Source organism: Ornithinimicrobium murale, from assembly GCF_003352835.1.
Lineage (GTDB): Bacteria > Actinomycetota > Actinomycetes > Actinomycetales > Dermatophilaceae > Ornithinicoccus > Ornithinicoccus muralis.
Genome location: NZ_QLVD01000015.1, coordinates 137,322 through 159,230 on the forward strand (window position 1 = coordinate 137,322; position 21,909 = coordinate 159,230).

Below are 21,909 nucleotides of genomic sequence, written 5' to 3' on the forward strand. Positions count from 1 at the left end.
GTGAACAGTTGTTCACCTCCCTGTTCGCCGGCATCGTTCATGAGCACCGCCGGGTGGCCGTCACTGGGGTTGGTCACCGTCGTCGTCCGTCCGTCACATCTTTCGCAGGAGCAGCGTGTCCAGGTCTGCCACCACCACTCGCCCCGACGCCACACCCGAGGCGGCCCGGGGAGTCGCCACGGGCCTGATCATCACGGTGCTGGGCCTGTGCGGCACCCTGGTGTCCCTGCAGCAGACCCTGGTCCTGCCGCTGCTGCCAGACTTCCCGCAGATCCTCGACACGAGCACTGACAATGCGTCCTGGCTGATCACCATCACCCTGCTCACCGGCGCCGTCGGCACGCCGATCGTGTCCCGCCTGGCGGACATGTTCGGCAAGCGGCTGATGTTGCTGGTCTGCCTCGGGGCGGTGATCCTCGGTTCGGCACTGGGGGCGGTGAGCGAGACCCTCGCTCCGGTGATCATCGCGCGCGGGCTCACCGGCATCGGCACGAGCCTGGTGCCAGTTGGCATCAGCATCATGCGGGACCATCTGCCCAGCGAGAAGGTGGGCTCGGGTGTCGCCCTGATGAGCGCGACCCTCGGCATCGGCGGAGCCGTCGGGATGCCGGTCGCCGGGGTGATCTACCAGAACTTCGACTGGCAGATGCTGTTCCTGGTCTCGGGCGGGTTCGCGGTGCTGATGTTCGTCCTGGTGCTCCTGGTGGTGCCGGAGTCCACCGTGCGCACCCGCGGACGGTTCGACTACGTCGGCGCGGTGCTGCTCTCGATCGCGCTGACCAGTTTCCTGCTCGCCGTCTCCAAGGCCGGCTCGTGGGGATGGTTCGACCGGCTGACCATCTCCCTGGTCATCCTCGCCGGTCTGGTCCTGGCTGCCTGGGTGCCCTGGGAGCTGCGCCAGGGGCAGCCGCTGGTGGACATCCGCACCTCGATGCGCCGGACGGTGCTGTTGACCAACGCCGCCTCGATCCTGATCGGGTTGGCCATGTTCGCCAACTTCCTGACCAGCGCCCAGCAGGTGCAGATGCCGGAGGAGACCGGCTACGGCTTCGGACTGTCGGTGATCGAGACCGGCCTGGTGCTGCTGCCCCAGGGGCTCCTGATGGTTCTGATGTCCCCGGTGGCGGCCTGGCTCATCCGGGTCTACGGCCCGCGGGCGATGCTCATCGGTGGGGCCGTCGTCATCGCGGTCGGCTTCGTGCTGCGGGCGTTCCTGCACAGCTCCGTCGTGGAGGTGATGATCGCGGCCGGCATCAGCTCGTTGGGCACCGCCCTGGCCTTCGCCGCGATGCCCACCCTGATCATGCGCTCGGTGCCGATCACCGAGACCGCATCGGCCAACGGTCTGAACACCTTGTTGCGAGCCATCGGCACCTCCAGCGCCAGCGCCCTGGTCGCGGCCCTGTTCGCCGCGATGGCGATGGACGGGATGCCGACCGTGCCCCGCTTCGAGGCCTACCAGCTGGTCTTCTGGATCGGCGCGGCCGCCGCGCTGCTCGGGGCCCTGATCGCCGGCTTCATCGTCCGCCCGGTGGCCGTGGCGCGCGAGCCTGAGGTGCCGGGCCAGGTCCTGGCGGCCGAGCGGCACGAGCTGAAGGGCCCCGAGGCCGAGAACGAGGTCGTCGTCGGTGGGGTCGTGACCGACGAGCAGGACCGCCCGATCAAGCAGGCCGTGGTCACCGTGCTCCAGCCGGACGGGCGACACGTCGACTGGGGGCGCACCGACAACGCGGGCCGCTACACCCTGGCGCTGCCGCAGGCCGGCCGCTACCTGGTCGTGGTCAGTGCGGACGGCTGGGGGCCGATGTCCGGTCTGGAGGACCTCGGGGACGCCGACCTGGACCAGATCCGGATGAACCGCCGGCTCCTGCTGACCGGTCACATCACTGACGACGGTGAGCCGCTGGGCGGGGTCATGCTGTCGCTGATCCGCCACTCGGGGGAGTACGTCGCGACCAAGCACGCCGATGACGAGGGCGGCTACGAGATCGGTCTGCCGCCCCCGGGGCGCTATGTCCTCACGGTCGTCGACCACGCCACCGCCCGGACCCGCTCGAGGGCGGTCCAGATCGGGTCGACCTCGAGCACCCTGGACATCGACATCGTCACCGGGATCCCGCGCAGCCGTCCCCGCCCGACCGAGGCGACCCCGGTCCGGTGAGCGAGCGCCGTGACCCGGGCCGCGACACCGGCGCCGAGGTCCTCCAGGCCGCCCGCCGACTCTTCGGGGAGCGCGGCTACTCCGCGGTCACGATCCGGGAGATCGCGGCGGCGGCAGGAGTGTCGCCGGCGATGGTGATGAAGGTCGGCGGCAGCAAGGAGCAGCTGCACGCGCGGGCGACCCCCCTCGAGCCCGAGCCGCTGTCCGGTGACGTGCCTCTGGCCGGTCTCGGCGAGCTCCTCGTCCGGCGCATGCTGACCCGCCGCGAGCAGGCCGGCGCCGAACCATGGCTGCGGGCGCTGTACCTGCTGGCGGACGCCCCCGACCCCGTCGCAGCCCGGCGGGAGTTCCGGGAGCGCTTCCTCAGCCGGTTCGACGTGCCAGGGGCCGCCCCTGCGGTCGCCGCACACGTGCGTCGGCACAGCGACCAGCTGGCCTGCCTCATGCTGGGCCTGGCCGCGGGCACCAGGACCATGCACCTGCTGGACCCGGCCACGACGGACAACGAGGCCGCCATCCGGGAGTACGGCGCCATCGTGCAGCAGGTCCTGGACCGGATGGCGGACCACCCCGCGGCGACCGGAGTGTCCGCAACCTAGGCTCGACGCATGACTGTGCGCCGCGTGATCGGGACCGAGACGGAGTACGGCGTCACGCGCCCGGGGGACCCCCGGGCCAATCCGGTGGGCCTCTCGGGCCTGGTGGTGCGCGCCTACGCCACCGGGGAAGGGCCGACCCGGGCCCTGCCGACCGGTTCCGGCTGGGACTACGCCGACGAGACGCCACTGCGGGATGCCCGAGGGTTCGAGATGGCCCGCGCGCTGGCCGACCTGAGTCAGCTCACCGACGTGGACGACCCCACCACGGCCAATTCCGTGCTCTCCAACGGGGCCCGCCTCTACGTCGACCACGCCCACCCGGAGTACTCCTCGCCGGAGGTGCTCAGCCCGCGGGACGCGGTCACCTGGGACCGTGCAGGGGATGAGGTCATGCTCAGGGCGCTGGCCCACCTCGCCGAACAGGGGGACCAGCTGCGCCTCTACAAGAACAACGTGGACGGCAAGGGCGCCTCCTACGGCACCCACGAGAACTACCTGGTGCCGCGCGAGGTGCCCTTCCTGTCCATCGCGGCCGGTCTGGTGCCCTTCTTCGTGGCGCGGCAGGTGCTGGTCGGCGCCGGGCGGGTCGGACTGGGGCAGTTCTCGGAGCAGCCGGGGTTCCAGATCAGTCAGCGCGCCGACTACATCGAGACCGACATCGGGCTGGAGACCACACTCAAGCGGCCGATCGTCAACACCCGGGACGAGCCGCACGCCACGGGCGCGAAATACCGTCGCCTGCACATCATCGTGGGCGATGCCACGCTGTGCGACGTCGGCACGCTGTTGCGGCTCGGGACCACCAGCCTCGTGCTGGGCCTGATCGAGGCGGGACGGTCGCCCGGGCTCGAGCTCGCCGACCCCGTGGCCGCGATCCGCGCCATCTCCCACGACCCGACGCTGCGCGCGACGGTTGACCTGGTGGACGGCCGCCAGCTGACTGCGCTGGAGATCCTGGCCGTCTACCGGGAGGCGATCCAGGATCACCTCGGACCGGCGGTCGATGCGGACACCCGGGAGGTCCTGGAGCACTGGGACTCGGTCGCCGCAGACCTGGCAACCGACCCGTCGCGGTGCGTGGGTCGCGTCGACTGGGTCACCAAGCAGGCCCTGCTGGAGGGCTATCGGCGACGCGACGGGATGGAGTGGGGTGACCCGCGGCTGACCGCGATCGACATCCAGTGGTCCGACCTGGACCCGAGCCGCGGGCTGGCCGCCCGGATGCGCGCCTCGGGCCGGTTGGTCAGCCTGGTCACGCCCGAAGAGGTCGCCGAAGCGGTCATCCGGCCTCCCCAGGAGACGCGGGCCTGGTTCCGTGGCGAGTGCATCAGCCGGTTTGCCGGATCGGTGCGGGCTGCGTCGTGGGACTCGGTCGTCTTCGAGCCGGCGCGCGGCACCAAGGGACTGCGACGAGTGCAGATGCCCGAACCGTTGAAGGGGTCCATGGAGGACATCGGTCCGCTGCTGGAGTCGGTGACCGATGTGGACGACCTGTTGGGCCATCTTGTCGCCGGCGAGGACTAGGGTCGTAGGTAGGCAGCACTCGACCGTCACAGGAGGCACCCATGGCCGGCCAGGAGCAGAAGCGCCCACAGCGGCGTGAGGACGAGGACACGCCGGCGCCCGAGGCGCCGGCAGTGCAGCAGCAGGACACCGAGCGCAGTGCCGAGGTGGACGATCTGCTCGATGAGATCGACGGCGTGCTGGAGACCAACGCCGAGGAGTTTGTGCACGGCTTCGTGCAGAAGGGTGGCCAGTGAGCACGGAGCACGGGCGCGGCCTGTCCCAGGAGTTCCTGGCCCCACGCAGCAGTTCGTTCACCGAGTTCCTGTCCCAGCGGGCCCCCGAGCTGCTGCCCGGCGGTCTGCCCCGGGGCGGGGGAGAGGGCACGGTGGAGGCACCGCACGGCACCACCATCGTGGCGCTCACCTTCGCCGGCGGGGTGCTGATCGCCGGTGACCGTCGGGCCACCATGGGGTCCTTCATCGCCAACCGCGACATGGAGAAGGTCTTCGCCGCCGACGACTCCTCGGCGGTGGGCATCGCCGGCACGGCCGGGACGGCGATCGAGATGGTCAAGCTCTTCCAGGTCGAGCTCGAGCACTACGAGAAGATCGAGGGCACCCTGCTGTCCCTGGAGGGCAAGGCCAACCGGCTCGCGGCGATGATCCGCGGCAACCTGGCCAACGCCATGCGCGGGCTCTCCGTGCTGCCGGTCTTCGCCGGATACGACCTGGAGCAGGATCTCGGCCGAATTTTCTCCTATGACGTCGCGGGCGGGTGCTACGAGGAGCAACGGCACCACAGCGTGGGCTCCGGCTCCCTGTTCGCCCGGGGTGCCCTGAAGAAGCTCTGGCACGAGGACATGGCCGAGGCGCAGGCCCTGTCCGTGGCGATCGAGGCGCTCTACGACGCTGCCGACGACGACTCGGCCACGGGTGGTCCCGACGTGGGTCGGTCGATCTGGCCGACCTGCGCGGTCGTCACCGAGACGGGCGTGCGCCTGGTGGACGACACACAGTTGGAGGAGCTGGCGCGCGCCGTCGTCTCCGCCCGCCAGAGCAACCCGGGAGGTGCCCGATGACGATGCCGATGTATGTCTCGCCCGAGCAGCTGATGAAGGACCGGGCGGACTTCGCACGCAAGGGGATCGCCCGCGGGCGGTCAGTCATCGTGGCCAGCTATGCCACAGGCATCGCGTTCGTCGCGGAGAACCCGTCCCGCACGCTGCACAAGGTCTCCGAGCTCTATGACCGCATCGGCTTCGCGGGGGCGGGCAAGTACAACGAGTTCGAGAACCTCCGCGTCGCCGGCATCCGCTACGCCGACCTGCGCGGCTACTCCTACGACCGCACCGACGTGACCGCCCGGGGCCTGGCCAACGCCTACACCCAGACGCTCGGGACGATCTTCACCCAGGAGTCCAAGCCCTACGAGGTGGAGATCGCCGTCGCGCAGGTCGGGGCGAGCCAGGACGAGGACCAGATCTACCGGCTGACCTACGACGGCTCGGTCACCGAGGAGCGTGGCTTCGTGGTGATGGGCGGCACCAGCGAGCCGATCGCCACCGCCCTGCGGGAGCACTGGGCTCCTGACCTGCCGCTGGCTCAGGTGCTGCGTCTGGCCGTCGGGCTCCTGGAGGGCCCCGACGGTGAGGGGCACCGAGACCTGTCGGCCACCGAACTGGAGGTCGCGGTGCTGGACCGCCGCCGTCCCCGCCGCACCTTCCGTCGGCTCGGCGGGCCGTTGCTGGAGGCGCTGCTCGACGCGGACAGCACCACCGCCGACGTGCCGACCCAGGACGACTCGCGGCCCGGACTGCACGACACCCTCACCCAGCCCGGGACCGACGGCAACGGGACGCCGTCGGCGACTGACGGCATACCGGATGGCGGGGACGCACGGCACGAGCACTCCAACCCTCAGACGCAGCGCGAGGACTAGATGGAGCGCCGGATCTTCGGGATCGAGACCGAGTTCGGGGTGACGTGTGCTTTCCCCGGAGAGCGTCGCCTGGCGCCCGACGAGGTCGCCCGCTATCTGTTCCGCAAGGTGGTCAGCTGGGGTCGCTCGAGCAATGTCTTCCTGCGCAACGGCTCGCGGCTCTACCTCGACGTGGGGTCCCACCCGGAGTACGCCACCGCCGAGTGCGACAGCCTGCTCGACCTCGTGGCCCACGACAAGGCCGGTGAGGCGGTGCTGCACGACCTCGCCCTGGATGCCGAGCACCGGATGGCGGAGGAGGGGATCGAGGCGCGGGTCTATGTGCTCAAGAACAATGTGGACTCGCGCGGCAACTCCTACGGGTGCCACGAGAACTACCTGATCTCCCGCCGTGGCGAGCTGAGCAGGGTGACCGACACGCTCATCCCGTTCCTGATCACCCGGCAGGTGATCAGCGGCGCAGGACGCCTCAACGTCTCCGCGGGTCAGGCGACCTACCAGATCAGCCAGCGGGCCGACCACATCTGGGACGGCCTGAGCTCGGCGACGACCCGGTCCCGACCGATCATCAACACCCGCGACGAGCCGCACGCGGACGCCGAACGGTTCCGGCGGCTGCACGTCATCGTGGGTGACTCGACCATGAGCGAGACCACGACGCTGCTCAAGGTGGGGGCCACCGACCTGGTGCTCAAGGCCATCGAGGGCGGGGTCACCTTCCCGGACTTCACCCTGGTCAGCCCCATCAGCGCGATCCGCGAGGTCAGCCGTGACCTGACCGCGCGGCACACCGTGGCGCTGACCGACGGCCGCCGAATGACCGCGGTCCAGATGCAGGGCGAGTACCTCCTGCGTGCCCGCCAACACGCCGAGCGGACCGGGCTGGCTCAGCAGGAGCCCTACCGGCAGGTTCTCGAGCTCTGGGAGCGGACCCTGAAGGCCTTTGAGGCCCAGGACCTGTCCATCGTGGAGCGGGAGATCGACTGGGTGCTCAAGTGGCGCACCCTGCAGCGGTATGCCGACCGGTCCGGTCTGTCGATGAGCGACCCCCGGCTGCAGCAGCTGGACCTGGCCTGGCACGACATCCACCCCGACCGGGGTCTGTTCAACATCGTGACCCGCCGCGACGGCGCCGAGACGGTGGTCACACCTGAGGCGATCGCCGAGGCCGGCCACACTCCACCGCAGACGACACGCGCCAAGCTGCGTGGTGACTTCGTCCGCGCGGCCCAGGAGCACCACCGGGACTTCAGCGTCGACTGGGTGCACCTGAAACTCAACGACTCCTCGCAGCGCACGGTGCTGTGCAAGGACCCGTTCGTCAGTGAGGACGCGCGAATCGATGACCTGATCGCCTCGATGGAGCGGGGGCACTGAGGGTCGCCGGAGCACAGGTGCTGTAGGCACTCACGGCAGCGCCGACGGGCTCGTTCGCGGGGCGATTCGGGGGTGGTTCAGCAGTCACCCAGGGTCCGGGGGTTACCCTTGACTGTCCCACCAACTCCTCCCAGACAAGGATGGCGCGTGCGCTCTCCCAAGTTCCGGCTGCTCGGTCTTGCCGTGGCCCCCCTGATCTTCCTGTCCGCCTGCGGTTCTGACGACGGCGGTGCGGGCACCGACGACGCCAGCGAGAGCACCGGTGCCGACGACGCTGCGGCGACCTCGGTCGCCCCCAACGGCACCGCCGAGGACGTCACGCTGACAGAGGCCGAGGTGGAGGGCGCCACGGTGCCCGCACTGGAGCTGGACAAGACGCCGCTGTCAGTGGCCGAGACCTCCGTGCAGGAGATCGAGGCCGGCGAGGGCGAGGGGGCCACCGCCGAGCAGGACGTCGAGCTGCGCTACCTCGCGGTCAACGGGACCACCGGCGAGGAGATCCTGTCCACGTTCTCCACGGACGAGACCGTCTCCATGTCCCTGGCCAACCCCAACCTGTTGCCCGGCTTCCTCAACACGCTGGAGGGCGCCAAGCCCGGCCAGTCGATGATCATTGCGATGTCGCCGGCGGACGGTTTCGGGGAGCAGGGCAACGCCCAACTCGGCATCGGCCCGTCCGACACCGTCGTCTTCTATGTCGAGGTCGTCGGCGCCACCACGCCGCTGACCCAGGCCGAGGGCGAGGAGGTCGAGCCCGAGGAGGGTCTGCCCACCGTCGAGGCCGACGGCACCTCCCCGGCGCAGATCACCATCCCCGAGGGCGAAGAGCCCCCGACCGAGCTGGTCGTCCAGCCGCTCATCAAGGGCGAGGGCAAGGAGGTCCAGTCGGGTCAGAACGTCCGGATGCAGTACACCGGCGTCCAGTGGTCCGACGGCGAACAGTTCGACACCTCGTTGCAGGAGGGCCGCCAGGCCTTCGAGACGGTCATCGGCGCCGGTCAGGTCATCCAGGGCTGGGACGAGGGTCTGGTCGGCCAGACCATCGGGAGCCGCGTGCTGCTGGTGATCCCGCCGGACATGGCCTATGGGGATGCACCCGAGGGCAGCCCGAGTGCAGACCTCAAGGAGGAGACCCTGGTCTTCGTCGTCGACATCCTGGCCGCGCAGTAGTTCTGCGCCAGCAACACCCATTCCCGCCAGCAACACCCACTCCCGCCAGCAACACGCAGATTCACCAGAGTGAGAGGAACCAGATGAGCGACAAGACCAAGCCCGAGGTCGAGTTCCCCGGCGACACCCCGCCGGCCGACCTGGTCATCGAGGACATCGAGGTCGGTGACGGCACAGAGGCCACCACCGGATCCACCGTCTCGGCCCACTACGTCGGTGTCGCCTGGTCCACCGGCGAGGAGTTCGACGCCTCCTGGAACCGCGGCGCACCCCTGGACTTCCAGGTCGGCATCGGTCAGGTCATCCAGGGCTGGGACCAGGGCCTGCTGGGCATGAAGGTCGGCGGCCGCCGCAAGATCACCATCCCGCCGCACCTGGGCTACGGCGACCGCGGCGCCGGCGGTGTCATCAAGGGTGGCGAGACCCTGATCTTCGTGGTCGACCTCGAGGGCGTGCGCTAACCCGCCACCCGACCGAGCGCGTGGAGACCTGGGTTTCCCCCCGACCGAGCGCGTGGAGACCTGGGTTTCCCCCCGACCGAGCGCGTGGAGACCTGGGTTTCCCCCCGACCGAGCGCGTGGAGACCTGGGTTTCCACGTCACCGAGCGCGTGGAGACCTGGGTTTCCACGTCACCGAGCGCGTAGGGCGGAGCCTCGCGGCCTGACGCGATAACCGGTACGGTCCCTTCCATGGGACGCAGAGTGGCGATCGTGGGGGCCGTGCTCGCTGTCGTGGGGGTGCTGCTGCAGATCTGGTGGCTCCCGAGCAGTCCGAGACTGGATCAGTCGGGACCGCTCAACGGCTTTTTCAACGACATTCTCTATTTTGTGCCGACGTTCGGCATCCTCTGCAGCACCGTGGGTGCCGTGATGGTTGCCCTGGCGTTGTTCATCGGGCTCGGTGGCCACGCTCCGGTGCCGCACGCCCTCCTGAACTTGCTGTGGCTCGGGCTTGGACTTGTGGTGGTGGTGACGGGCATCGAGTATTTCCTCCTGTCCTCCGACGGCCTCTATCAGCTGAGTCTGCAGATCCCGATGCGACTGCTCCACTCACTTTCCACCGCGGTGGGTCTCGTGCACCTACTAGGTGCAACGCTCATCGGGCTCGGGCTGACGGGTCTGATCACCAGCCCTCGTCACAAGGCGCAGCACGATCCGGAGAATCCAGCCCTGATTGAGAGCCGTCCCTTCTGACTCGAGTCAACGAAGCTTGGGCCGCCGGGCCGGTACGGGCCAGATCCGCATCGTCGACCATTAGGGTCAAGACGTGATTCGATGGCGCGAGGGTGTGGTCGTGGGCGAGCAGGCCCGCTGGGGCGACGCCGTCGAGGTCCAGGTGCGACTGCGCGCGGGAAGCACTGCAGCACCCGTGCCGCAGGGGGCGGCACAGGGGGTCGCACCTGAGGGTGAAGTGGTTCGTGCTCTCGCCTACGCCTCCGTGACCGGAGTGCCTGCGGCCGGCGACCGGGTCCTGCTCAACACCAATGCTCTGGACAACGAGCTCGGCACCGGGGGAGTGGCGATGGTCGTGGCCCTGCCGGACCGGCTGCCGAGCGACGACGAAAGCACTGCTGCCCACCCGGAGGGCACCGGCCACTTGGTGAAGGCCCGGTATACCCCTCTGCAGACGATGGTCTTCGGTGTCGACGAGCAGGACAGTCCGCACCACAGCACCCTGACCGACGCCGACGACCTGGCGGGGATGCCGGTCGTCGCCGCAGATCTGCACTCCAGCCTCCCAGCGGTGCTGGCCGGACTGCGTGTTGACACACCAGAGGCCCGGGTGGCCTATCTGATGACCGACGGGGGAGCGCTGCCCGTCGCGTTCTCGCGTGCCTGCGCCGCACTCCGCGAATCAGGTTGGCTCGAGGCGGTGATCAGCTGCGGGCAGGCCTACGGCGGAGACCTGGAAGCGGTGAACACCTTCTCCGGACTGCTCGCCGCGCGGCACGTCGTAGGGGCCGATGTGGTCGTGGTCGCCCAGGGCCCCGGCAACCTCGGCACCGGAACGACCTGGGGCTTCTCCGGTGTCTCTGCCGGGGAGGCGCTCAACGCCGCGGCCCTCCTCCAGGGACGGGCCATCGCCACACTGCGCGTCTCCGGAGCCGACCCCAGGCAGCGCCACCGCGGCATCTCCCACCACAGCCGCACGGCATACGGCCGGGTGCTTAACCGGTCTGCCGACGTCCCGGTGCCTGATCTGGGAGGCCACCCCGGGATGGACCCGGGACTCGCGCAGCAGGTGGCCCGGCAGGCGGAGGAGCTGTTCGCCGCAGCGCCCCATCTGGTGCGCCACGACATCGACCTGGCCGGCATGGGCGCCGCGCTGGCCGCCACCCCGGTGCGGCTGTCCACGATGGGGCGAGGTGTGCGCGAGGACCCTGCGGCCTTCCTCGCTGCTGCCGCCGCCGGCCGACACGCGGCTTCGCTGCTGTAGGCGTCGCGACACGCCGCCGCTGCCGCCGGTGTGCGGGTCGGCCCCGGGCCGCTCGTCGGGTAGCGTCGGCCGCATGGCCCGTCCCAGTTCTGCCGCGCTGAAGACCGAGCGGTTGCTCAACCTGGTGATCGCGCTGCTCTACACCCGGCAACCGATGAGCAAGAGCCGTCTCCGCACGGCGGTGCCGCAGTATGCCGAGAGCTCCGACGAGGCCTTCGACCGGATGTTTGAGCGCGACAAGGACGAGTTGCGCGACCTGGGCATCCCGCTGCGCACCGAGGTCATCGACCCGTTGTTCGACGACGAGACCGGCTATCGCATCGACCGCCGCGAGTATGCACTCCCCGAGATCTCCTTTGAGCCCGACGAGCTCGCGGTGGTGGGCGTGGCCTCCCGTGCCTGGTCGCAGGCAAGCCTTGCGGGCCCCGCCGCCCAGGCCCTCCGCAAGCTCGAGGCCTCCGGCCTGGCCCGGGACAGTGAGTCGGTGGCCGGGGTGGAGCCGCTGCTGCACACCAAGGAGCCGGCCTTCGACGCCACGCGCGACGCCGTGCTGGCCCGCCGTGAGGTCACCTTCGACTATCGCCGCGGTGCCGCTGGCAAGGTCACCGAGCGACATGTGCAGCCGTGGGCCCTGACGTCCTGGCACGGACGGTGGTATCTCACCGGCCACGACCTGGACCGCGAGGCCCCCCGGGTGTTCCGGCTGGACCGGGTCGAGAGCACGGTGCGCGCCTCCGGCCGGTCGGGTGCCTACCAGGTGCCCGCGGACCATGACCCCCGCGCGATGATCACCTCTTCCACTCGCGACGGCGAGGGCGCCACGACCGCGCGGGTCGCGCTGCGCCCCGGCACCGGTCACCAGATCCGCCGCCGTGGCCAGCTGCTCGAGGAGCGCGGTCCCCACAACTGGGACGTCATCGAGCTGCGGGCCGGGTCACTCTGGCCGGTCATCGAGGAGGTCTCCGGCCTCGGCCCCGACGCGATCGCCCTCACGCCCCCCGAACTGGTCACCGGCGTGCGCCAGTCCTTGGAGGCCGTGCTGACCGGACGGCGCGGTCCGAACCTCCCCAAAAAGGCGCAGACACCGGTCCGAACCTCCCCAAAAATGGAGGGTGCGTGATGGTGCAGGAGACGGCCACACAGCGCCTGTCCCGGCTGCTCACGATGGTGCCCTGGCTGATGAACCGGCAGGGCGTCGACATCGTCGAGGCCGCCCGCGAACTCGGCGTCAGCCAGGAGCAGATCGTCGATGACCTGCAGCTGCTCTTTGTCTGCGGCACGCCCGGGCACTATCCCGACGACCTGATCGAGGCCAGCTGGGAGGGCGGCCGCGTCCACATCGGCAACGCCGAGGAGATTGCCCGCCCGCTGCGCCTGGGCCGCGACGAGGCACTGGCCCTGATCGTGGCGCTGCGGGCGCTGACTACGACGCCGGGGGTCGGCGCGCAGGACGCCATCGAACGCGCGCTGGCGAAGCTCGAGAAGGCGGCTGGCGAGGCCGGCAGCGCCGCCGCGGCCCAGGTGAGCGTGAGCCTGGAGGTCGGCGAGGTCGAGCACCAGCGCCTGGAACAGATCCGCGAGGCTCTGGCCGGACCCCGACGACTCCACCTGCGGCACTACAACCCGACGCGTGATGAGACCACTGAGCGGGACGTCGACCCGATGCGGGTGCTCTCGCTGGAGGGCCGCTGGTATCTCGAGGGCTGGTGCCACCGCGTCGAGGATGTGCGGCTGTTCCGGCTGGACCGCATCGAGGAGCTCGACCTCCTGGACCAGGACGGCACCCCACCGCCACAGGCCCGGCCCCGGGAGCGTGGTGGCAGCGCTTTCCAGTCCGGCCCCGGGGACGTGCTCGTGGAGCTCGAGCTTGCGCCGTCTGCGGCCTGGGTCGCGGAGAACTTCCCGATGGAGTCGGTCGAGCGCCGCGAGGACGGGTCGCTGCGGGTCACCCTGCTGGCCACGGACGTGGCCTGGGTGCGTCGTCTGGTGTGGCGGTTGGGTGGGGCCGCCACCGTGCTGGCCCCTCACGAACTGGCCGAGGAGGTCCGGTCCGGAGCGGCTCAGGCGCTCGAGTCCTACCGCGTAGACTGACCGCATACGCGGGGGCCACGTGAGCCAGTGGCCCCAATCTGCATCGAGAGAGAGTTCGCATGAGGCCGCAGCCCTGGCACATTGTCGTCCTAGTCATTGCCCTGGTCCTGCTGTTCGGCTGGAAGCACCTGCCCAACATGGCGCGCAGCCTGGGTCAGTCGATGCGGATCTTCAAGTCCGAGGTCGACCAGATGAAGGAGCCCAGCGCAGCCAGCAAGGACACGGTCCGTGGCGAGCAGGCCGAGCGCGACACCTCCACGAACGGCGACCCGAAGGCCACCGGCCTCGGTGACCGGGCCCGGGACACCGCCGAGGGCGTGAAGGACAAGGGCGCCAGCGTGCGCGACGAGTTCCGCGACGGCCTGGCAGGCGAGGACTCCGCGGACGCGACCCACCGCGACGACCCGCGCGCCTGACCAGCCCACCCCCGCTTCGTGGCACGTCGTGACCCCGAGGGGCGTATGCCCCTGGCCCAGCACCTCCGCGAGCTGCGCAACCGCCTGTTCCTCGCGATCCTCGGGGTCATCGCCTGTGCCGTCGTGGGCTGGATCTTCTATGAGCACCTGATCAACTGGCTGATCGAGCCACTGCGCAACGTGCGCGACTCCGAGGGCCGCGAGATCGTCAACATCAACTTCGGCGCGAGCATCACGCAGCCGTTCTCGGTGCAGCTCAAGGTCTCGGTCTTCGTCGGCATCGTCCTGTCCAGCCCGTTGTGGATCTGGCAGATCTGGGCCTTCCTGATGCCCGGGCTGAAGAAGCGGGAGCGGCGCATCGCGCTGGCCTACTTCTTCGCCGGGGTCCCGCTGTTCCTGGCCGGCGCCGCCCTCGCAGCGTGGGCCATCCCGCGCACCGTCGCGATCCTGTTGTCCTTCACCCCGGACGACGCGGCGAACCTGCAGGACGCGATGACCTACCTCAACTTCGTCCTCTACTTCATCCTCGCCTTCGGGCTGGCCTTCCTGATGCCCGTCGCGCTGGTCGCCCTCAACCAGGTAGGCGTCCTGCCCGTGCGGGTGATGGTCAAGGGCTGGCGGGTCGCGCTCATGATCATCCTGGTCTTCGCTGCCTTCGTCACCCCCGACCCGAGTGCCTGGACGATGATCGCGCTGTCGATCCCGGTCTACATCCTCTACTGGGGCGCCATCGGCGTCTCGGCGATCCTGGAACGCCGCCGCAAGAAGAAGGACCCCAGAGCGGCGTGGAAGGACCTGTCGCCCGACGAGGCGAGTCCCCTATGAGGTGCGCTCCGGTTCACGGCGCCACCTGGGGCACAATCGCCCCATGACTCGGTATGCCGTGGTGCACGGGCCGCGCTCAGGTCGCCGCGGTGCCGGGGCCGTGGGGGAGGAGGTGGTCCGGCAGCTGCGCGCCGCCGGCCAGCAGGTCACCGAGCTGGAGGCCGCCACCCGCGAGGGCGCCCAGGAGGCGAGCCGGGGTGCGGTGGCCGATGGGGTCGACATCCTCGTCGCGGTCGGAGGCGACGGCGTCGTGCAGGCCGCCGCCAACACCCTGGTCGGGAGCAGCACCGCGCTGGGCATCGTGCCCGCGGGCACCGGCAACGACAACGCCCGCTCCCTCGGGATCCCGCTATCCACCGACCGGGCGATGCAGACCCTGCTCACCGGGAGGCGCCGGTCCATCGACCTCATCCACGTCGACCCCTACGACCTCCACGTGGTCGGCTCGGTGCCCTGCGGGCTGGATGCTCTCATCGCCTCCCGTGCCGCCACGCTGCCCCGGTGGCTGGGGGCCCAGAGCTACACCATCGCCACCCTGCCAGAGATCATCCGCCTGCGACCGATGGACTACCGCCTCGAGGTCGACGACCGGGTCCTGGAGCTCACGGGGCTGGTCGTTGCGGTCTGCAACATGCCGATCTACGGCGGCGGGATGCGCATCGCGCCCGACGCCGACCCCGCGGACGGGCTGCTGGACGTCATCATCATCGAGCCGGTCGGCGCCGCCTCGGCCCTGCGCCTGTTGCGCGGCGTCTTCTCCGGAAGGCACAGCAACCACCCCGCCGTCCGGTTCGAGCGAGCCCGCCGCGTCAGCGTCGCTGGGCCACAGCTGATCGCGCACGGAGACGGCGACCCACTGGGCCCGCTGCCGGTGGAGTGCACGGTTGCTCCCGCGGCCATCGAGATCATGGTCCCGGTGCGCTGAGCGGTCCGAACCTCCCCACAAAGGGTGACGGGGCGGTCCGAACCTCCCCAAAAATTGGTGGGGGGAGCGCGTAACCTGAGGACATGTCCACTCCCGCCGAGCGGTACGCCGCTGCCCGCAAGCGGACCCGGCAACAGGGCGGGGCCGTGGGCCGGTTCACAGCCGGCTTCGACTTCCCCCTCGACGACTTCCAGCTGGAGGCCATCGGGGCCGTCGACGCAGGTCAGGGCGTCCTGGTCGCCGCCCCCACCGGCGCGGGCAAGACGATCGTGGGGGAGTTCGCGGTCGCACTCGCTCTGGAGACCGGACGCAAGGCGTTCTACACCACGCCCATCAAGGCCCTCAGCAACCAGAAGTACCACGACCTCGTCGCCCGACACGGCGCCGACCAGGTCGGGCTGCTGACCGGGGACAGCTCGATCAACGGCGAGGCTCCCGTGGTCGTGATGACCACCGAGGTCCTGCGCAACATGATGTATGCCTCCTCCCGCACCCTGGAGGGCCTGGGCTTCGTGGTGATGGACGAGGTCCACTACCTGGCCGACCGGTTCCGGGGCGCGGTGTGGGAGGAGGTCATCATCCACCTGCCGGAGTCCGTGCAGGTCATCTCGCTGTCGGCCACGGTCAGCAACGCCGAGGAGTTCGGTGACTGGCTGCGGACCGTGCGCGGCAACACCGAGGTCATCGTCTCCGAGATCCGGCCGGTGCCGCTGTGGCAGCACCTGATGGTCGGCAAGGACCTGCTCGACCTATTCGTGCACACCGGTGACGGCCTGGTCGCCGACCCCTCGACCCAGGGCCAGCAGGCGCGCATCAACCCCGAGCTGCTCGAGCGGATCGGCAGCTATGAGCGCGACTCACGGTGGCGCCGCGACGACGCCGGGGGCCCGCGTGGGCGGCGGGGGAGACCGCACGGGCGGGACGACCGCGGACGCGGCAGCAGGGGACGACCGTATGCCGATCGCGGACGTGACCGGGACGCTGTCCAGGGCGTGGGCCGGGGGAGCGGGCCAGGCAGTCTGCCCGGTGGCACTGCCAGCCGTGCCGAGGTGATCGACCGCCTGGACCGTGAGGGCCTGCTGCCGGCGATCACCTTCATCTTCAGCCGGGCCGGGTGCGAGGGGGCGGTCACCCAGCTGCTGGCCAAGGGCACCCGCCTCGTGCCACCGGAGGAGGGCGCCCGGATTCGCCGGCTGGTCGAGGAACGGGTCGCCGAGGTCGACGAGCGAGACCTGCCCGTCCTCGGCTACCACGACTTCGTGGAGGGGCTCTCGCGGGGGTTCGCGGCCCACCACGCGGGGATGCTGCCGCTGTTCCGCGAGATCGTCGAGGAGCTGTTCACCGCTGGCCGGACCAAGGCAGTCTTCGCCACCGAGACCCTCGCCCTGGGCATCAACATGCCAGCTCGCACCGTGGTGCTGGAGAAGCTGGTCAAGTTCAACGGCGAGGAGCACGCGCCAGTCACGCCCGCGGAGTACACCCAGCTCACCGGGCGGGCCGGTCGACGCGGCATCGACGTCGAGGGCCACGCCGTCGTGCTGCACCGCCGTGGCCTGGACCCGGTCGACGTCGCAGGCCTGGCCTCGACCCGCACCTATCCCCTGAAATCCTCCTTCCGACCGACCTACAACATGGCCGTCAACCTGGTGGCCCAGTTCGGCCGCACCGTGGCGCATGAGCTGCTGCAGTCCTCCTTCGCCCAGTTCCAGGCCGACCGCGTCGTGGTCGGCCTGGCCAGCCAGGTGCGGCGCAACGAGGAGGCCCTCGAGGGCTATGCCGAGTCGATGCACTGTGACCTGGGCGACTTCCGGGAGTATGCCAAGCTCCGGCGCCAGCTCAACGACTCCGAGAAGGACGAGGCCCGCCGCCGCAGCGCCTCCCGCCGCGCCGAGATCGCCGTCAGCCTCGAGGAGCTCACGCCGGGGGACGTGGTGAGTCTGCCCGAGGGGCGCCGCAAGGGCATGGCGGTGGTCCTCACCGTGCCGACCAAGGCCGGGCGCACACCGGAGCCGGGGGTGCTCACCTCCGACGGGCAACTGCGGCGCCTGACCCCGACCGACCTGCGCGAGCCGGTCGAGCCGGTCGCGCGGCTCACGATCCCCCGCGGCTTCAACCCGCGCAACGTGCGCTCCCGAAAGGACCTCGCGGCCACGCTCCGCGCCCAGGTGCCCTTCGAGCCGCCGCCCTCCCAGCGCCCGACCCGGCACGCCGCCGAGGAGGCGCAGCCGACCCCTGACCGCGGTGAGCGACCTGGCCGGGGGGCGACTCGGCATACCGACCCCGACGAGCTGCGCCGCCAACTGCGCGCCCACCCGTGCCACCAGTGCCCCGACCGGGAGGACCACGCCCGGTGGGCCGAGCGCTGGTGGAAGCTGCGGCGGGAGACCGATGACCTGCAACGGCGGGTCAGCGGGCGCACCAACACGGTGGCCCGGACCTTCGACCGGATCTGCACGCTGCTGGCCGAGCTGGGCTACCTGACCGAGGATGGCACCGAGGTCACCTCGTCCGGGGAGAGTCTGCGGCGGATCTATACCGAGAAGGACCTGGTGGCCGCGCAGTCGATCACCCAGGGCACCTGGAGGCGGCTGGACGCGCCCTCGCTGGCCGCGGTCGTCTCCACACTCATCCACGAGCCGCGGGGCAGTGAGGAGACGCTGCAACCACGCTGGCCGAACGTCGAGGTCGACGAGGCCTACCGCGAGATGGTGGCGATCTGGTCCGAGCTGACCGACCGCGAGGCCAGGCACACGCTGCCACTGACCGGTGAGCTCGACGCCGGCATCGCGTGGATGGTGCACCGGTGGGCCTCCGGGCGCTCCCTGGAGGAGGTCCTGCGCGACAGCGAGCTGTCCGCCGGTGACTTCGTGCGCCGGTCCAAGCAGGTGATCGACCTGCTCGGTCAGATCGCCCACGCCGCCGACGAGCCGGTGGCGGGCAACGCCCGGCGGGCCTCCGAGGCCATGCTGCGCGGGGTGGTGGCCGCCGACCGCCTCGACTAGATGTCGAGAGCCCACAGACCCGTGACACGGGCCGTGCGGGCGGACCTGTGACGCCAGCCGCCCGCCGGGGCGATCCGGAATACGTCGACGTTGCTCGGCCTTGACTTCCCCGTGCCCATCACCCACGAGCCCTCGAGGCTGACCCGACTGTTGATGTTCGGCGCCCTGGTCGCGATCGGGCCGCTGACGATCGACATCTACCTGGCGGCGTTCCCGACCATCGTCCAGGACCTGGAGACCACCGACGCAGCGGTCCAGCTGACGCTCACGGCCACCCTGATCGGTCTGGCGCTCGGTCAGCTGCTGATCGGTGCCGTCGCCGATGTGATCGGGCGTCGGCGTCCGCTGCTGGTCGCCCTGGGCGCCTACGTGGTCGTCTCGGTCGTGATCGCCCTGTCCTCCTCCCTGGAGGCGCTCCTGGTCCTCCGGTTCCTGCAGGGTCTGACCGCTGCCTCGGGCATGGTGCTGGCCAACGCGATGGTGCGTGACCTCTATGACGGCGCCCAGATGGCCACCTTCATCTCCCGGCTCTTCCTCATCGTCGGTGTCGCTCCCATCCTGGCGCCCACTCTCGGCGCCCAGTTCCTGCACTTTGGCACCTGGCGGACGATCTTCTGGGCGCTGGCCGTGTTCGGCCTGATCCTGGTGTCGGTCGCTCTCTTCCTGGCGCCGGAGACCCTGCCGCAGGAGCGCCGGCGCCGCGGGGGAGTGCTACCTGCCCTGCAGTCCTACGGCGTCCTGCTCTCCAGTCGCCGCTTCGTCGGCCTGATGTTGACCGCCGGAGCCGCGATGGGCGCGCTCTTCGCCTACATCAGCTCGGCAACATTCATCTTCCAGGACCTGTACGGCATGTCCACCCAGGGGTACGCGCTGGTCTTCGCCGCCGGCGCCGGGTCACTGACGATCGCCAGCCAGGCCAACGGTTTCCTGGTCCAACGTGTCCACCCGGTCCGTATCCTGCGGGTCGTCCTGCCCACGACGGTGCTCATCTCCGGCCTGCTCCTGGTGGCGGCGCTGCTGGATCTGGGGGTGGTCGCCATCGTCGCGGGTGTCGTGCTCGTCCTGGGCGCCACGGGCTTCGTGATGCCCAACGCCCCGGTCATCGCCCTGCACGACCACGCCGAGCGGGCCGGGTCGGCCGCGGCCCTCCTCGGAGCCGGCAACTTCCTCTTCGGAGCCCTGATCGCGCCGGTCACCGGAGCCTTCGACACCAACTCTGCCGTCCCGATGGCCGGCGTGATGGTCGGCTGCGGGCTCCTGGCGGTCCTGGTGTTCTGGACGCTCGCCAGGCCGGGCGAGATCCTGGCCGGTATGCCGTGGCGCGGGTCAGACCGGTCCGGTGGCGGCCCCGAGGGGCGGGGTCAGACGGACGCACCAGCCCCACCGGAACGGGCCGTCGAGACCGCCGTCTCAGGGGTCTGATGCGGAACACTCACCGCGGCGGGTGTCCCTGAGGCCCGACACGTGCTAGCGTTTGAGATGACTTGCCGTACCCGTGTCCAACGAGGTTTCGCGCCCGGGTGGACTCGGAGTGTTGCCTCAAAGGTGGATCGGCAGCTCGGAGGGTCCGCACACGTGGGCCCCGCCAACGAACAAGAATGAGGCAACACCAGTGGCTACAGGCACCGTGAAGTGGTTCAACTCCGAGAAGGGCTTCGGTTTCATCGAGCAGGACGGCGGCGGCGCTGACGTCTTCGTGCACTACTCCGCCATCGAGAGCTCGGGTTACCGCGAGCTCCAGGAGGCACAGAAGGTGGAGTTCGACGTCACCCAGGGTCCCAAGGGTCCGCAGGCCGAGAAGGTCCGCCCCCTCTGAGCTGAGCTCAACCGACTCACCACGAAGCCCCGCGCAGAACTGCGCGGGGTTTCGTGCGTCCCGGACAGAATCGGTCGCCAGGTGGCAAGATTCATCCCATGGGACTCAAGGACAGTCAGCTCGCCCACGGCGAAGAGGTCGTTCTCAGCATCCGGACGCACTGGAAGGCACTGGCCGAGCCGGTGGCCCTGGCGATCTTCCTGGTGGCTGTGGTGTGGGGCGGTTGGTGGTTCACCCGCGACCTGTCCTACGGCATGTGGATCACGCTGGCCCTGGCTGTGCTTGCCGCCGTCATAGCGCTGTTCTTCGTGGTCATCCCGATCCTGCGCTGGTCCACGGAGCGCTACACCATCACGACCCGGCGGATCAGCCACCGCACCGGCATCCTCACCAAGATTGGCCGGGACATCCCGTTGCACCGGGTCAACGACATCGGCCTGGAGAAGGGGCTGCTCGACCGGGTGCTGGGATGCGGGACCCTCACGGTCTCCGATGCCACTGACAAGGCCGGCATGGACCTGCACGACGTGCCCAGGGTCGAGGCCGTGCACGTGCAGCTGCAGAACCTGCTCTACTCCCGGGACGACGGATCGGACGACGGGGAGTGGCCCCCGAACGAGCCTCCGCGCTCCCGCGGACGCAACTGAAGGCTCGGTCCCAGGAACGCAGCTGACGGCCACGTTCCAGGAACGCCCACGTCTCAGTGCAGCTTCAGCGCCTGCATCAGCCGGGTGATCGGTCCGGAGATGCCGTAGGTCTCCACGATCTGCTGCAGCGTGCCTGGATCGGCGAGCTCCCGGGGCAGGGAGAGCGGCCGGTCCTCCAGGGCTGCGTCCCGGGCCACCAGCACCACGCCCGGCGCCACGTCAAGATAGTCGGAAGCCGCCTCCAGGTTCCTGCGGCGGGCCCCCTTGATGGCGGGGTCGCCGTCCGCGAGGGCCTGGCGGACCCCGGCGAGCGAGCCGTAGCTCGCGATCAGGGCCGCCGCGGTCTTCTCCCCGATGCCGACCACTCCCGGCAGGCCGTCGCTGGTGTCCCCGCGCATGATCGACATGTCGGCATACGCCGCCCCGGAGGCCACGGCATACCGCTCCTGCAGTCCCGCCTGGTCGATCACCTCTGCGTCCCGGACCCCGGCCCTCGCCGTGTAGGCCACGGTGATCTGGTGCTCGTCATCGACGAGCTGGAACAGGTCCCGGTCACCGGTCACGACGGTCACCGGCATCACTCCCGTATGCCGATGCACCAGCGTCCCGATGACGTCGTCGGCCTCGAAGCCGGGAGACCCCAGCACCGGGATGCCGAAGGCCTCGAGCGCGGCGCGGATGACGGGGACCTGCACCTGCAGGTCGTCGGGCACCTCCTCCTGGTCGGCCGACCCCTCGACCAGTCGGTGCGCCTTGTAGGACGGGATGGCCGCGGTCCGGAAGGCAGGTCGCCAGTCGTCGTCCCAACAGGCGACCAGGTGAGTCGGCTCAAACCGGTTGAGCAGGGTCGCCGTCATGTCGAGCAGCCCCCGCACCGCGTTGGTCGGTGTGCCGTCCGGGGCGGGGGAGGTGTCCTTGACCCCGAAGAAGGCCCGGAAATAGAGGCTGGCGGTGTCCAGCAACAGAAGACGCTGGCCTGGACTCATCTGTGCGCTCATG

Annotated in this window: 21 protein-coding genes; 20 read left to right on the top strand and 1 reads right to left on the bottom strand. The window is 70.0% G+C overall.

Going from position 1 to position 21,909, the window contains the following annotated elements:
• Positions 1 to 115: 115 nt before the first annotated feature.
• The 20 genes from DPQ65_RS05655 to DPQ65_RS05750 all read left to right on the top strand — a co-directional run bounded on the left by DPQ65_RS05655 (position 116) and on the right by DPQ65_RS05750 (position 20,910).
• Positions 116 to 2,161 carry an MFS transporter gene (locus tag DPQ65_RS05655; RefSeq protein WP_114906402.1) on the top strand — a complete coding sequence of 682 codons (2,046 nt, stop codon included), beginning with the start codon at positions 116 to 118 and terminating at the stop codon, positions 2,159 to 2,161.
• The gene (locus DPQ65_RS05660) at positions 2,158 to 2,760 is read left to right on the top strand and encodes a TetR/AcrR family transcriptional regulator (RefSeq protein ID WP_114906403.1); all 603 of its coding nucleotides are present in this window, start codon (positions 2,158 to 2,160) and stop codon (positions 2,758 to 2,760) included. The genes DPQ65_RS05655 and DPQ65_RS05660 overlap by 4 nt, the downstream gene beginning before the upstream one ends.
• A 9-nt stretch (positions 2,761 to 2,769) precedes the next feature.
• The gene (gene dop / locus DPQ65_RS05665; protein ID WP_114906404.1) at positions 2,770 to 4,284 is read left to right on the top strand and encodes a depupylase/deamidase Dop; all 1,515 of its coding nucleotides are present in this window, start codon (positions 2,770 to 2,772) and stop codon (positions 4,282 to 4,284) included.
• A 41-nt stretch (positions 4,285 to 4,325) separates the two neighbouring features.
• Positions 4,326 to 4,520, top strand: coding sequence for a ubiquitin-like protein Pup (locus tag DPQ65_RS05670; protein ID WP_114906405.1), 195 nt, complete (start codon positions 4,326 to 4,328; stop codon positions 4,518 to 4,520).
• The gene (gene prcB / locus DPQ65_RS05675) at positions 4,517 to 5,344 is read left to right on the top strand and encodes a proteasome subunit beta (protein WP_114906406.1); all 828 of its coding nucleotides are present in this window, start codon (positions 4,517 to 4,519) and stop codon (positions 5,342 to 5,344) included. Before DPQ65_RS05670 ends, prcB begins: the two co-directional genes overlap by 4 nt.
• Positions 5,341 to 6,204, top strand: a complete 864-nt coding sequence (prcA, locus tag DPQ65_RS05680; protein ID WP_114906407.1) for a proteasome subunit alpha — start codon at positions 5,341 to 5,343, stop codon at positions 6,202 to 6,204. The genes prcB and prcA overlap by 4 nt, the downstream gene beginning before the upstream one ends.
• Positions 6,205 to 7,581: a Pup--protein ligase gene (gene pafA, locus DPQ65_RS05685; protein WP_114906408.1), complete on the top strand. Its 1,377-nt coding sequence runs from the start codon at positions 6,205 to 6,207 to the stop codon at positions 7,579 to 7,581.
• A gap of 147 nt (positions 7,582 to 7,728) precedes the next feature.
• A complete protein-coding gene (locus tag DPQ65_RS05690; protein ID WP_162802028.1) occupies positions 7,729 to 8,751 on the top strand; it encodes an FKBP-type peptidyl-prolyl cis-trans isomerase in 1,023 nt (340 codons plus the stop codon).
• Positions 8,752 to 8,834: 83 nt separating this feature from the next.
• Positions 8,835 to 9,212 (top strand): FKBP-type peptidyl-prolyl cis-trans isomerase, encoded by a 378-nt coding sequence (locus DPQ65_RS05695; RefSeq protein ID WP_114906410.1) that lies wholly within the window; start codon positions 8,835 to 8,837, stop codon positions 9,210 to 9,212.
• 250 nt (positions 9,213 to 9,462) lie between these two features.
• Positions 9,463 to 9,945 carry a hypothetical protein gene (locus DPQ65_RS05700; RefSeq protein ID WP_162802029.1) on the top strand — a complete coding sequence of 161 codons (483 nt, stop codon included), beginning with the start codon at positions 9,463 to 9,465 and terminating at the stop codon, positions 9,943 to 9,945.
• A 73-nt stretch (positions 9,946 to 10,018) separates the two neighbouring features.
• Positions 10,019 to 11,188 carry a DUF3866 family protein gene (locus DPQ65_RS05705; protein ID WP_114906412.1) on the top strand — a complete coding sequence of 390 codons (1,170 nt, stop codon included), beginning with the start codon at positions 10,019 to 10,021 and terminating at the stop codon, positions 11,186 to 11,188.
• 73 nt (positions 11,189 to 11,261) lie between these two features.
• Entirely contained in the window at positions 11,262 to 12,308 is a 1,047-nt protein-coding gene (locus tag DPQ65_RS05710) for a helix-turn-helix transcriptional regulator (protein ID WP_114906413.1), read from the top strand.
• Positions 12,308 to 13,279: a helix-turn-helix transcriptional regulator gene (locus DPQ65_RS05715; RefSeq protein WP_114906470.1), complete on the top strand. Its 972-nt coding sequence runs from the start codon at positions 12,308 to 12,310 to the stop codon at positions 13,277 to 13,279. Before DPQ65_RS05710 ends, DPQ65_RS05715 begins: the two co-directional genes overlap by 1 nt.
• Before the next feature lie 59 nt (positions 13,280 to 13,338).
• Positions 13,339 to 13,695, top strand: a complete 357-nt coding sequence (tatA, locus tag DPQ65_RS05720; RefSeq protein ID WP_114906414.1) for a Sec-independent protein translocase subunit TatA — start codon at positions 13,339 to 13,341, stop codon at positions 13,693 to 13,695.
• Positions 13,696 to 13,713: 18 nt separating this feature from the next.
• Positions 13,714 to 14,520 carry a twin-arginine translocase subunit TatC gene (tatC, locus tag DPQ65_RS05725; protein ID WP_238146702.1) on the top strand — a complete coding sequence of 269 codons (807 nt, stop codon included), beginning with the start codon at positions 13,714 to 13,716 and terminating at the stop codon, positions 14,518 to 14,520.
• A gap of 43 nt (positions 14,521 to 14,563) precedes the next feature.
• A complete protein-coding gene (locus DPQ65_RS05730; RefSeq protein ID WP_162802030.1) occupies positions 14,564 to 15,445 on the top strand; it encodes a diacylglycerol/lipid kinase family protein in 882 nt (293 codons plus the stop codon).
• A gap of 83 nt (positions 15,446 to 15,528) precedes the next feature.
• Entirely contained in the window at positions 15,529 to 18,447 is a 2,919-nt protein-coding gene (locus tag DPQ65_RS05735; RefSeq protein WP_114906417.1) for a DEAD/DEAH box helicase, read from the top strand.
• A 111-nt stretch (positions 18,448 to 18,558) separates the two neighbouring features.
• A complete protein-coding gene (locus DPQ65_RS05740) occupies positions 18,559 to 19,869 on the top strand; it encodes a multidrug effflux MFS transporter (RefSeq protein WP_114906418.1) in 1,311 nt (436 codons plus the stop codon).
• 190 nt (positions 19,870 to 20,059) lie between these two features.
• Positions 20,060 to 20,263 (top strand): cold-shock protein, encoded by a 204-nt coding sequence (locus DPQ65_RS05745; protein WP_114906419.1) that lies wholly within the window; start codon positions 20,060 to 20,062, stop codon positions 20,261 to 20,263.
• Positions 20,264 to 20,361: 98 nt separating this feature from the next.
• Entirely contained in the window at positions 20,362 to 20,910 is a 549-nt protein-coding gene (locus DPQ65_RS05750) for a PH domain-containing protein (protein ID WP_114906420.1), read from the top strand.
• 53 nt (positions 20,911 to 20,963) lie between these two features.
• On the opposite strand, the gene DPQ65_RS05755 is transcribed toward DPQ65_RS05750, so the two are convergent.
• Positions 20,964 to 21,908, bottom strand: coding sequence for a 5'-3' exonuclease (locus tag DPQ65_RS05755; protein ID WP_238146703.1), 945 nt, complete (start codon positions 21,906 to 21,908; stop codon positions 20,964 to 20,966).
• Between the last annotated feature and the right edge of the window lies 1 nt (position 21,909).